The organism is Enterocloster citroniae (genome assembly GCF_040545455.1).
Lineage (GTDB): Bacteria > Bacillota > Clostridia > Lachnospirales > Lachnospiraceae > Enterocloster > Enterocloster citroniae.
Genome location: NZ_JBEPLZ010000006.1, coordinates 39,533 through 52,476 on the forward strand (window position 1 = coordinate 39,533; position 12,944 = coordinate 52,476).

A 12,944-nucleotide genomic window follows, 5' to 3' on the forward strand; every position below is an offset into this window, starting at 1 on the left:
CGGCGCCCCCTTCCTAGAATCTGAAGTATATAAACGGATTATATGTACTTCCCACAGCCACGGCCATACTATAGGCAAACAGCAGGATAAGCCCCATGCTTTCCGTCAGGGAAACGCTGTCTTCATCCAGCATATGCCGGGCCAGTCCGGGCAGCATTTTCTGCACCGGGCCGCAGATCAGAAAACCGACCATCATACATACCGTTGTCTTATGGGTGACAAACATGGACAGGTCATATATCCCGGGCTTTAAGAAAAACATCTGACGCAAAAGGGTCATGCCCCTGGTCAGAGAATCCGCACGGAACATGGTCCATCCAACCACAGTGACAAAGAACATATAAATATAGCTTATCACAGAAGAAAAGAATCCCGGAAACCGGTCCAGGAACTTTTTTAAAAACAGGCGTTCCAATATCTGCAGGCATCCATAATAGATCCCCCATGCAAGAAAGGACAGGCCGGCCCCATGCCAGAATCCCGTACAGAGAAACACTGCCATCAGGTTCACACAGGTGCGTGCCCTTCCCCTTCGGCTTCCTCCCAGGGGTATATAGAGATAGTCCTTAAACCAGGAGGACAGGGAAATGTGCCACCGGCGCCAGAACTCCCCCACATTCCTTGCAAGGTATGGATAATTGAAATTTTCCGGAATATAAAAGCCCAGCATTTTCCCTATGCCCACAGCCATATCTGAATAGCCTGAAAAATCATAATAAATCTGCAGGGTGTAGAGAACCCCTATATACCAGCCCAGACCGCCGCTGATCTGCTCCATGGGGCTCGACAACACCTTGTCCACGATACTGCCGAACTGATTGGCAAGGATCAGCTTTTTAGCCAGCCCGTAGATAAAGCGTCTGGCGCCGTAGGCAAATGTCTCCGGCGTGACATGACGCGTCTCTATGCATGCGCCAAAACCCCGATACCGCACAATGGGGCCCTGGATCATTTTCGGAAAAAAAGAAATGTAAAGCGCCAAATGGGACAGTTTTTTCTCCGGCTCAATGTCGCCCCTGTATACATCAACGATATAGGATATCATTTGGAATGTGTAAAAAGATATGCCGATGGGCAGCAGCAGGTTCCTGGGCGCCATGAGTTCACGGCCTGCCAGCCTTCCCAAAAGCCCTGTAAAAAAGTCAAAATATTTGAAATATCCCAAGAACCCCAGGTTAACTGCAAGGAGCAGGGCAAAAAAGAACGGGCGGATGTTCTGGAATACATGGCGCTGGGATACATGGCTCTGGGATAAGCAGCCCAGGGACTGAGCGGGACTGCCAACGCATCCCAGGATATGGGCGCCGTAAAAATTCACCAGCAGCGACACCAGCAGCAGCCATATGTATTCCTGCTCCCCCCAGGCATAGAAAATAAAACTGGCTGCCATGAGGAACCAGTTACTGATCCTGTGGGGAAGTATCAGATTTACGATCAGGACAAACGGCAGAAACAGCCATAAAAATATCATGGAGCTAAACAGCATATGAAACGGGTCCTCCTGGATTGGTTTTGGGAGTATATTCTATCTCACTGCTCATTGCCTACCCTCAGTGGACATTATACCACGCCCACCCCCTTTCCCACAAGACCGAGACGTTAAGCAGGGAATCAAAAGCAAGAAATCAAATGGGGAATCCGTCCAAGTCCCTGATTGTACTTGCCGGCCTTCTGTGTTATAATTGTATGGGCAAAAAAACATTGGACTGATGATGAAAGAAGGAAGTACTATGGATTTAAAACTGCAGGTGAAACAGACTCAGGCACTGTCTCAGCGTATGATACAGTCGGCAGAAATTCTTCAGATGACATCCCAGGAGCTGAATACATATATTAATGATCTGGCACTGGAAAATCCCGTAATCGATATTGTGGAACCTCCTGCCGAAACCCAGCAGAGGGAGTCCATCGAGGAACAGCAGTGGCTTAACTCCTTCAATGAGGAAAACTACTATCTTTATCAGAGACAGAATAATGATGATGACTACGATTTCAAGAGCAACTGGAATATCAACACGGATGACGGTGAGACACTCCAGGATTACCTCTGGTCACAGCTGGTCACAGAGGATTTTTCCCAACAGGAGACCGAGATCATAAAGTTTATGCTGGAATCCCTGGATAACAAAGGATATCTCAGCGAAAGCACGGATGATATCGCCGCATATTTTAAGGCCGATGCCGCACTGGTAGAAAAGCTTCTGTACTCCTTACAGGAACTGGATCCCGCAGGGGTGTGCGCCAGGAACCTGGAAGAGTGTCTTACTCTTCAGCTGGAGCGAAGGGAGATGCTCACTCCCATTCTGGCCGCCATTATTGATAACTGTCTGGAAATGGTGGCAAAAAACCAGATTCCCGCCATTGCACGCAAACTGCGCCTGTCCCCTGCTGAGGCAGCCGGATACTGCCAGATCATCAAATCCCTGAATCCCAAGCCCGGGGTCTCCTTTAGCAGCAGGGAAAAACTCAGGTATATCATACCGGACGTGACCATTGTAAAGTTTAAGGAACACTTTGATATCCTTCTCAATGAATCCATGTATCCTAATATAGAAGTTAACAGTTACTACAGTCAGATGAACCGCAACCCCGATTCCCCGGAGCTGAAGGAATACCTGAGCAACAAGATCCGTCAGGCGGAATGGGTGAAACAGTGCGTGGCCCAGAGAGGCAAGACCCTGATGCAGGTGTCCAAAGCCCTGCTGGAACACCAGGAAGGATTTTTCACCTACGGCCCCTCCCACCTGGCTCCCCTGAAGCTGGCAGACATTGCCCAGGAGCTGGATATCCACGAGTCCACCGTCAGCCGGGCTGTAAGCAAAAAGTACCTACAGTGTTCCTGGGGCGTGTATCCCATGAACTTTTTCTTCTCCCGCCAGGTTTCGGTCCAGGAAAATGCTTCCGGCTCCCAGTCCTCCCAGGCAGTTACTGCCGCGGATATCAAACGGGCCCTTCGGGAGATCATAGATGCCGAGGACAAAAAAAAGCCCTACAGTGACCGCCTGCTGGGGGAAAAGCTGGGCGAGCGCGGCATTACCATCTCACGCAGGACCGTTGCAAAATACCGGGAAGAGGAAGAAATTGCAGATGCCAGCGGCAGGAAGGAATACGTGTAAATTAGGACTGAAAAAAATATTAATTGAATAATCGTTCAATACTCATAAAAATAATTCAAAAATCTCTTGACAACTGAGCAAAAACTAGGTAAAATATTAGCGTTGTCGGCATGATGAAACAACGCAATTACAGCGTTTTTATGCAGACCGATGCCCAGATAGCTCAGTTGGTAGAGCAGAGGACTGAAAATCCTCGTGTCGCTGGTTCGATTCCGGCTCTGGGCACTGCTGAGAAGCATTCAGCAGATTGCAGGTGTAGTTCAATGGTAGAACACTAGCCTTCCAAGCTAGATACGTGGGTTCGATTCCCATCACCTGCTTTTTAATCAAATATCTGTTATAATGCGCGAGTGGCTCAGTGGTGGAGTATCGCCTTGCCAAGGCGAGGGTCGCGGGTTCGAATCCCGTCTCGCGCTTTTTTTATTTACAGCGGAAGCCTTTGAAGAGAGGGTCCGCTGTTTTTTATGTACAGTATAACCCCTATGAAACCGGCTTCATACCCCCGGACAGAAAAGTACTAGAACGTGTTTGTAAAATGCTGTTCGTCAGATACTATTCGCCAGATGTGCGTCACACTTTACGGGAAATTTTGGTCCCGGTGCAGCCAGCGTAGCGGGCCCCGGTTCAGTCAGCGTAGTGGTCTACGCTGACTGAACCGGGACCAAATATGCCGCAAACCGGGGCGTTCTTTGTCTTAAGGATTATCTCTGGTAAAGCCGCTTTTTTCAACCATTTATTCTTCCCCCATCAAGTTTTATGTGGAGTTTTTCTTATATTTTCCCGCAAAATACCATCACGGTCCTGGGAGGTATCACAAAAGAGCTTTCCACAGGCTTTCCTTCCCTGCTGTCATTCTCCCAGGTACTGACCTCCAGTGACCACGCCATGCTCTCCGGAAGCTCAGGAAGCACCACATCCAGCTGTTCCCAATACGCATTGCTGGCGATATAGACAGCCTCCGGCGCCTTCCCCTCAATCTGTCCCGCCATCATCACACCAATATATCTGTCATAGCTGGAAAACTCCTTAATCCATGGACTTGTACCGTGAAAACTGATATCGGGAAGCCCGCCAAACCCATCGCTTATATTGGACCGCAGAACCGGATGCTCCTTCCTGAAATGAATCATAAACTGGAAAAACCGGAATATGTCCCAGTTCTTATCCAGCAGGCTCCAATCCAGCCAGGACACCTCATCGTCATGGCAGTAAGGATTGTTGTTGCCAAACTGGGTATTTCCAAATTCATCTCCTGCCAGAAACATGGGTATCCCCCTGCTGCACATCAGGACCGCGCAGGCATTGCGTATCATCCGCCGGCGCAGGGCATTTACCGCCTCATTCTTGGTCTCCCCTTCCGTCCCGCAGTTCCAGCTGTGATTGTCATTGCTTCCATCCGTGTTGTCCCATCCGTTGCTCTCATTGTGCTTTTCATTATAGGAATATAGATCGTACAGTGTGAACCCGTCATGGCAGGTAATAAAATTGACGGAAGCATTCTCCCGGACAGAGGGTTCATATATATCACCGGATCCGGCTATGCGCAGGGCCGCTGCCTGGGCCATCCCCTCGTCCCCCTTCAGATACCGCCGCATGTCATCCCTATAACGCCCGTTCCACTCCGCCCACCGGTTCCAGGAAGGAAAATTTCCCACCTGATACAGGCCGCCTGCATCCCATGCCTCAGCTATCAGCTTGACATTTCCCAGTATGGGGTCAAAGGCCAGCTGTTGGAGAAGGGGAGGCTTATCCATGGGCGAGCCGTCCTCATTGCGTCCCAGAATGGAAGCCAGGTCAAATCGGAATCCATCCACCCGGTAGGCTGTTACCCAATAGCGCAGGCAGCTGACGATCAGCTGTTGTACAATGGGATGGTTGCAGTTGAGAGTGTTGCCGCACCCGCTGAAATTATAATAAAACCCTTCCGGTGTAAGCATATAATAAATGTTATTGTCAAACCCCTTAAATGAAAAATAAGGTCCGTTCTCATTTCCCTCCGCGGTATGGTTAAACACCACGTCCAGATACACCTCGATTCCATGGGTATTAAGCAGGTGGATCAGACGCTTCAGTTCATTTCCCTCCCGGTTATACTCCTTGCTGGCAGTATAGCTGGTATTGGGTGAAAAGAAGCTGACCGTATTGTATCCCCAGTAATTGTACAATTTTTCCCCATTAATCTCCCTGTAATCCAACATTTCATCAAACTCAAATATGGGCATCAGCTCCACTGCATTGACCCCCAATTCCACCAGATAGGGGATTTTCTCCTTAAGCCCCTCAAATGTACCCGGAAATCTTACGCCTGATGACCCATGCTTTGTATACCCCCTCACATGAAGCTCGTATATGATCAGATCCTGCATGGGGATCAGCGGCTGGGGGTTATCACCCCAGTCAAAGTCATCCTTTACCACCCGGGCCTTGTAACGCTGGCCCAGAGTTGAAGGCTGACCCCAAAGGCTCTGTCCGGTTACTGCTTTTGCATATGGGTCCAGCAGGTATTTGGATGGGTCAAAGATCAGCCCCTTTTCCGGCTCCCAGGGTCCAGCCACCCGATAAGCGTACTCAAACTCCCCAATGTCCAGCTTGAATACGATCATGGAGTAGACATTGCCGATTCTGTAATGCTCCGGAAATGGCAGCACGGCATACGGCTCATCCTCGGTCCGCCTGAATAACAAAAGCTCCACCCCGGTGGCAGCGTGGGAATGGATGGTAAAATTCACACCCCCGGGAATTGCCGTGGCTCCGTAAATATCATAAAAGCCCGGCCGTACATCATATCCGCCCACATGGTTCATGGGAACCAGATGGATGGCTCCTTCCGCACCTACCAGTGACTCCTTTACATCCGGGCACAGGCATGTCTCTTCTTCTGTTACCTTACTTCCGGTTATCTTACTTCCACTTATCTTGCTTCCCGTATCCTGATCCATATCTCCTCCATTTTAAACCTACCAACACGTTGGTCCTTTTGCGCTCATCCTGTTTTCATTATATGTGGCTGGGCACATAATAGCAAGGCATTGCTTTTATTTACATCCCCCTGTGTACGGCCCTGCTGTGCCTATAAAAAATGTTCGTCAAATGAGAATCCGGGATTCTCATATGACGAACAGCTTCCTGTCTTATTCCGTTTTGGCGCTGGCCTTACTGCTTGGCGGTCTGGTTCCCCACCGTGTTCAGGTACTGAAGGATTCCCATGTGGATGGTCCAGGCCATCCTGTCCTGGTAATCCTCCTCTTCCAGGCGGGCCGCTTCCTTGCTGTTGCTGAGGAAACCGCACTCCACTATGACAATGGGCGCCTTTACGTGAAGAAGAAGATAATAATTATCATTGGCCTTGGCCAATCGTTTGTTGGCTTCTCCCAGCACATAATCAAACCTTTTTTGTAGAAGTTCCGCCAGATATTTTCCTTTTTCTGAGGTTTTATAGTAAAAGACCTGGCCGCCGGACACATACTCCTCATGATAACTGTTCTGATGGATGCTCACCACCAGGTCAGGATTTGCCTCATCAATCACTTCGCAGCGCCTGCGCATATCCGCCATCTTCTTATGGCTGTCGCCGGAGTTGTAAAGCCCCTGATCCGAATCCCTGGTCAGCACCACCTTTACATCGGCTGCCTCCAGATACTCCTTAAGGCGCTGTACAATCTTTAAGTTAATGTCTTTTTCCAGCTGTCCGTTGATTCCCACCTTGCCAGGATCGTTCCCTCCGTGTCCTGCATCTATGACCACCACCGGCTTCGCCTTGTCTGCATCCGCCTTATGGTTCTGCACCGACACCAGTGTCCCGGCCTGCCACGATATAAGGGCCACGATTCCAAGCAGCAGGATCCCCATCACAGTCTGCCATGCTGATTGCTTCATCAATGGGTGCTCCCTGATAACCTTTAATCCAGTATATTCACCCATCCACAAGAAAAAGACCTGTTTTATTCCACTGCCAGGCTGTTATAATCCTTCACGGCATCCTCCACAATGTATTCCAGATACTCATAAAGGATGCTGGGATAACAATATTCCTGCCACATCTTATATCCTGGTTCCTTTACAGTCCGCCCCGCCACTTCATATGCCTTGCCCGCATAGCAGGCCGCATTGATATCCGCATAGACTTTGGACATCTGCTGCTTCTCAGGTTCTGTCAGCTTGACATAGACGCTTCCCGTCTCCTCCTCCGCCGAATCCTTCATGGCATCATATGCCTGATTATAGAAGATCCGGTTCAGAGTAGGAGGACAGTATGTATTAAAATTCAGCAGATTTTCATCCGTACTCCTGTGCTTCCTGGCCCACTTCTCAATATTGACCTGGTTTGTATGGTAGGAAAATGATTCATCCTCCATGTATTCCAGCACCCCGTACTGACAGGGCGGGGTGCTCATGGAGCTGGTGACGATCTCATAGATCCCAATGTCATTATTCTGCATATAATGCTGTACGTGAAGGTGCCCGCTGAGGAACAGAGGGATATTCTCACCCTCCAGCTTTTGGATCAGTTCCTCACTGTGCTCAATAGTGCAGTCATCCACATACACCTTACTTTCCTCCAGCAGGTTATGATGTGCCACAGGAAGCAATATCACCCCGTCATCCCGGGCATCCTCCAGTTGTCGGTCTATCCACTCATAGGTTTCTGTTTTTATCATACCGCCCACCCGGTTGCGCGGCTCATACTGGCAGGTGTCCAGCATCAGCAGGCGCATGGCAGGCCCCAGGTCATAAGTGTAACTCAGTGAATTAGGATCCCGGCTGTTCGCTTCCGCGTAGCCGTATTCGTCATATATCCTTACAAAATCATTCGGTGTAGTGGGCTCTGCCGGAAAACGGTCCGAACCAGAGTACACGGCCGCACTGGGATTATTAATATCATGGTTTCCCGGAATGACCACCACGGTAATACCGGCATTCTCCACCTGTTCCAGCTTTTCCGCCAGCTCCTCATGGCTCTTCTTTTCCCCTTGGAGCGTCAGATCCCCGCTTATGATCAGCACATCGGGATTCAGCAGCTGGATTTCCTCAAACGCTGCATCTGTGATCTCCCACACATAATTGGTAAGCTTGCCGTCCCCATGCTCCACCATAGACCGGAACATATCCCCCTGATCGGTCAGGGACTGAGCCAGATAGTGGATATCAGTCATCACCACGATTCGTTTTCCGCCTTTTAACGGTTCCGCCTTTGTCTCCTTCTCAGCGCCTGGAAATGGCTCTATCTCAGAGGGCTGAGGGGAGGTGGGCTTTTGTGTCTGTTCCTCAGATGAGGGTTCCTCTGTCCGGCTCACCGAGGGCCGTGCGCTTTCCTCCACTGCCGCCTCCCTGCCGCATCCGGCTGCTGCAGCGCTTATGCCGGCTGCCATGGCAATTCCGATCATCCACTTCTTACTTCTCATATCCATCCCCCGGTTTTACGTCTATTTTACCGTGGACACAATGTCCCATATTTCCGGTGTCTCAAATCCCAGCTTCCAGCAGGCCACTCCTGCCAGGTCATATTCCCTGATCAAGTCGATCTTAAGCTTCATGGATTCATTCTCCTCCATCCATATCAGCTGTTCACCGCTGCTGTTCACCGCGCTTCCATAATATTGTCCCAGGCTGTCATCCCAGGTCAATTCCACATTGTTGTCCTTGACCCACTGCTGCGCATCCTTGATGCCATAGGCCTTGGATGTGGTCTTTCCGTCATTCACCGTCCATACCCTGGTATAAAAGGGAACAGCATTGATCACCTTTTCCTTTGGAACTTCCTTTAGCGTGTTCTCTATTCCGTCCTTTACATAGGAAATGGAGGAAACAGTTCCTGCCTCCCCGCCGGCATAGTGTTCATCATATCCCATCACAATCACATAATCCGCCACGATTCCCTGCTCACGCCTGTTGTAAAAAGCAGTGTAGGAGGATGGAACATAATTATCCACAGACAGTACCAGCCCCTTCTGGCGGCAGGACACGGACAGTTCCCTGATAAACTGCACGTAATGGGGACCGGCCTCTGCCTTCAGGCTTTCAAAGTCCAGATTAAAACCGTCAAAGCCATATGTTTCAGCTTCCTGCATGAGATTGGCGATCAGTTTCTTTCTTGTGCTGGTTGAGGACATAAGAGTCTTGGTATTAAGGTTTTTTACACTTTCCTCCGTACTCACATTCTCCACCATGGCCCATACTTTAAGCCCCATGTCATGTGCCTTCTCTACATATTCCTTACTTGCCAGGGAATTATAGGTCCCATCGCTGGATACCACATTAAACCAGGTGGGGACGATCACATTCATGTCCTTTGTGACACCCGCGTAGCTTTCCAGTGTGCTGTTAGCCTCCTGGCGTGTCACCTGATGGAATCCCAACCGGACCTTTTCATCCATGGAAATGCTGGTATATACAGGGGCTTCAAACAGGCTCTCAGGCATCACCTGCTCTCCCGCCTCCAGTTTTCTGTTCTCAATATAGCCAATATAACCGTCTCCGGTCCTCACTCTGGACCATTTTTCCATGGGCTCCAGAACATCCACGGACTCTCCCTGGGACAGTTCTGTGAGGATCGGGCTTTTAACCCCGCCCTTTTCCCGGACCCGCCCTGTCTTCTTTATGACAGCAGTGTCATAGGGCTCCCATATGGTATCGATAAACACCCGCTTGATCTGGCTTGTGGCAAAGGACTGGGTACGGATATCCGTATAATTTACCACCAGTCCCAGGGATAAATACATCCCCTGGTCCGTCACCTTAAACAGAGGTCCCTTTTCCCCCTGTGTACTTTCATCCGCATATACAATGGACTCCGGCAGCGTATAAACCAGCAGCTTTTCTCCCTCGTCCCAGTAAAAACGCTGGTTCAGGTGCTGGTTCACCCAATCCACCGGCAGGTATACCTGACCGTCCTCGTAAATTCCCTTTTCTTCCTGCAGTTCATTATCTAAAAGCAATGCCACCTGCCCGCTTTTAATACCAAATACCTTGGCCTTATCAGACAGTTCACTGCTTGGCATGTATTTCTTAACATAAATCCATCCGGCGGCCCCGCCTGCCAGTATAAAAAGCAGCAGCAGGACCAACACTGTAATCCCGCAGCCGTGACCTTTTTTTCTTCTGCTCATCCTGTCCTCCAGTATCCTATGATTGTTTTTATTCTACCACAAAACAATAGGATTGGGACATTTAATTGCTTACAATTTATGGTCATTTACCAGGCCACGCCCCAGAGTATGCCGGGGCGTGTTTATCTCAGGAGCATCACGGGCGCACTGCCTGCTTTGGCTGCACAGGCTGGAATGGTACTTCCGGCAGCACGCCCATAAAAACTCCCTTTTATTAAGCTAATTTTTCCTACTCTTTCCTTTTCTTTTTAGGAGGGTCGCAAAGGTATACCTTGTCAAACCGGATCTCCCTAAGGCATCCCTGTTCAGCGCCCACATAGTCTCCCATATAGAATCCGCCGTCTTCCCCCATTTCAAATATGCGTTCCCAATCTGACTCCGGGCATTCTTCCCCGTCAATTATAATGCGGACCCCTTTGTTTTTATATCGTTTCAGTCCGTCCAGATAAGTCCTCTGGTGCTTCTTATGGTCAGCGTATTCAATACTTCTCGCCATAAAGTAAACCCTCCTAAAACTGCATAAGCCAGCTTCTGCCCCTCAAGGAAGTATCCGTGACATATCTCCGTTTTTGGCAAAACGCCGCCTCTGCTTTCTCATTCACAAAATTCCCCCAAACCACTCCATCACCCTGTAGTCCACTGAAAATGCATCCACTGAAAGAGGTACTCTCTTCAAAAGAATATGAAACTGCCTTTCAATTTCTCTTCTGATGTCCTCACTGCCAAACGCAGCCGTATATATCCATCCCGTTCTGCGTTCATCTTCCTCTGTCAAAAGTTCCATAAATGCCTTCAGCTTCCACTCACTCAGGGATGCTGTTATGATCTTTACCGTGCATCTGAGCCATTCCGCCCTGATGGAGGCCCTCATTTCACCAAAGTCAATGACAATGTCATCATAGGAACCGTCCATACAGCGGGCCAGTACACGCGGGTCTCCCTGCATATAATATGCAACCCCGAAAATTTTGTATCCGTAATCCGCAGAACCCGCCCTTTTTTCCAAGCTGTCCCTGAACGTGGCTTTTATCTGGAAAAAGCTTCCATGATCGTTCCACTCAATGACTGCAGTCCTGCGCTGCAGGGAGCTGGACAGATAATTAGCTGCCAGCACACTGAGGTGGGTTACCCCCGTTCCCCTTCCCGCTCCGATGATCCCGATGATCCTGCATCTGGCCTCAGGGTTCCGGCCGCCCTTAAAACGGCCCCTTTTGCAGTGTCCCATCCCTTTAACCAGCCCCTTTTGCTCCGCTCCGTTCCGGCTTCGCCGGATATGCCGTCCCATAAGGATCTGAAAAACAGCTGGGTACTCCTGTCCCGGCTGAAAGGATCCCTATATTCCGGTGATCTGTATAACAAAGACTGTTTGAGCAGACCGTTCCAATCCCGGATGTGAAACCTTCTCCCCGAATACCCCTGTCCTGCATGGCGGAATATAAAAACCGCCTTTTTGCCCTTATAAAGGTCCTGCTGGTCCATCAGTGCCGAGACAGCCCTTTGTATATAACATGCTTCCCAGGCACTGTCTGTGACCGCCGTGACAAGGACATGATCCCGGGCGGATTCCTCCAAAAGGATCTTCCAATCTGTCCCATAGTCCCTCAGCACTACAGAAAAATCAAGGGGCTCCTCCAAACGGACCGCCGGACCGTACCATGGCTTCATAAAACAGCCGTTCACTGAATAAATCCCCCGCCTGTCCGGCCGTGCATTCACCTGCCGGGCCAATGTCCGCACTGCCTGGGACCGGTTATGCTCTTCGTACAGTACTTCATAGCCCTGTATTGTCAGAAAATGCAGCAGCCCCAATGACAGATGGGTGATACCCGCTCCGGGTCTCACGCCCGCCAGGTTTATAATAAGAGATGGACCTGCCCTGTGATCGTTGTTAACGGTCAATTCCCTGATACACAGGCGGCGCAGGACTGAATTCAGTTCCTTAGCGCTTTCATACCGCCTGTCCATATTAGGCTCCATACATTTTTCAATTATACTTTGTAACGGTTCTGTAACTATTTGGGGTGCAAATACTCCCTGCTTCAGGGTTCCGGTCAGCATAAAACGGAGGACTGCACCAATGGCATAGACATCAGTCCTTTGATCTAATATCCCGTCAGATGTATATTGTTCGGGAGCAGCGCATCCCACCGTACCGTAACGCTGCTCCTCCTGGTTTGCATCCAGGCAGCTTGCAGCATGGTCAAAATCGATTAGTTTTACCGTGCCGTTACAGATAATCAAATTATGTGGTTGTAAATCTAAATATAGTATGGGTTGTTTACACGCAGAGTGCATGTATTCCACAAGCCCGCAGATCTGCATTCCGTAACGGACCGCATCTGCCTGCTTAAGAGTGCCCTGACACTTGATCAGGGTGTAAAGAGAGTATCCCTGTAAATACTCCTCGATTAAATAAAAATATTCAGGATCTTCTTCCAGGTCATAAATCATGGGAATTCCCGGATGCTGCAGTTCCTTTAGGATCAGCGCCTCCCTGCGGAATGTCTCATAGTCCGCACACGTCCTGGGCACGCACTTGATCGCCCTGTACTCCTCCAGACCCAGATGGAGCGCCAGCCAGACCGTTCCGGTCCGCCCTGTCCCCAGCTTGTGCAGCAGGCGGTATTTACCAAATAAAATCTTCTCCTCTGTGCTTCCCTCCTTTGTCACAAGTCCATCTCTTACATAAATTTTATACTATTTTCTGTCACTCGTCTATGGT

General features: G+C 49.7%; 9 protein-coding genes and 3 tRNA genes. 4 read left to right on the forward strand and 8 right to left on the reverse strand.

Features of this window, described 5'->3' with window-relative positions; translation table 11 throughout:
- Nucleotides 1-13: 13 nt before the first annotated feature.
- Complete coding sequence (locus ABID13_RS09570; protein WP_045092392.1) at nucleotides 14-1,486, reverse strand: MBOAT family O-acyltransferase; 1,473 nt, start codon at nucleotides 1,484-1,486, stop codon at nucleotides 14-16.
- A gap of 244 nt (nucleotides 1,487-1,730) precedes the next feature.
- Between ABID13_RS09570 and rpoN the strand changes: the two genes are divergently transcribed.
- The 4 genes from rpoN (at nucleotide 1,731) to ABID13_RS09590 (ending at nucleotide 3,532) form a co-directional block, all read left to right on the forward strand.
- The gene (gene rpoN / locus ABID13_RS09575) at nucleotides 1,731-3,116 is read left to right on the forward strand and encodes an RNA polymerase factor sigma-54 (RefSeq protein WP_007865726.1); all 1,386 of its coding nucleotides are present in this window, start codon (nucleotides 1,731-1,733) and stop codon (nucleotides 3,114-3,116) included.
- A gap of 152 nt (nucleotides 3,117-3,268) precedes the next feature.
- Nucleotides 3,269-3,341: transfer RNA gene (locus tag ABID13_RS09580), tRNA-Phe, on the forward strand.
- A 24-nt stretch (nucleotides 3,342-3,365) separates the two neighbouring features.
- Nucleotides 3,366-3,436 (forward strand) — tRNA-Gly (locus ABID13_RS09585).
- 24 nt (nucleotides 3,437-3,460) lie between these two features.
- Nucleotides 3,461-3,532 (forward strand) — tRNA-Gly (locus tag ABID13_RS09590).
- A 354-nt stretch (nucleotides 3,533-3,886) separates the two neighbouring features.
- On the opposite strand, the gene glgX is transcribed toward ABID13_RS09590, so the two are convergent.
- From glgX to ABID13_RS09625, 7 genes are all read right to left on the reverse strand, one after another.
- The gene (glgX, locus tag ABID13_RS09595; protein ID WP_227884486.1) at nucleotides 3,887-5,920 is read right to left on the reverse strand and encodes a glycogen debranching protein GlgX; all 2,034 of its coding nucleotides are present in this window, start codon (nucleotides 5,918-5,920) and stop codon (nucleotides 3,887-3,889) included.
- A 349-nt stretch (nucleotides 5,921-6,269) separates the two neighbouring features.
- Entirely contained in the window at nucleotides 6,270-6,992 is a 723-nt protein-coding gene (locus ABID13_RS09600; RefSeq protein ID WP_007865688.1) for an N-acetylmuramoyl-L-alanine amidase, read from the reverse strand.
- Nucleotides 6,993-7,057: 65 nt separating this feature from the next.
- Complete coding sequence (locus ABID13_RS09605) at nucleotides 7,058-8,518, reverse strand: metallophosphoesterase (protein WP_045092391.1); 1,461 nt, start codon at nucleotides 8,516-8,518, stop codon at nucleotides 7,058-7,060.
- A 21-nt stretch (nucleotides 8,519-8,539) separates the two neighbouring features.
- On the reverse strand, nucleotides 8,540-10,222 hold the full coding sequence (locus ABID13_RS09610; protein WP_007865683.1) for a glycosyl hydrolase family 18 protein: 1,683 nt from the start codon (nucleotides 10,220-10,222) through the stop codon (nucleotides 8,540-8,542).
- 229 nt (nucleotides 10,223-10,451) lie between these two features.
- A complete protein-coding gene (locus ABID13_RS09615; protein ID WP_007865682.1) occupies nucleotides 10,452-10,718 on the reverse strand; it encodes a hypothetical protein in 267 nt (88 codons plus the stop codon).
- Between the two features lie 102 nt (nucleotides 10,719-10,820).
- Complete coding sequence (locus tag ABID13_RS09620) at nucleotides 10,821-11,447, reverse strand: hypothetical protein (protein ID WP_227161430.1); 627 nt, start codon at nucleotides 11,445-11,447, stop codon at nucleotides 10,821-10,823.
- Entirely contained in the window at nucleotides 11,348-12,892 is a 1,545-nt protein-coding gene (locus tag ABID13_RS09625) for a serine/threonine protein kinase (protein WP_082173888.1), read from the reverse strand. The genes ABID13_RS09620 and ABID13_RS09625 overlap by 100 nt, the downstream gene beginning before the upstream one ends.
- Nucleotides 12,893-12,944 lie beyond the last annotated feature (52 nt).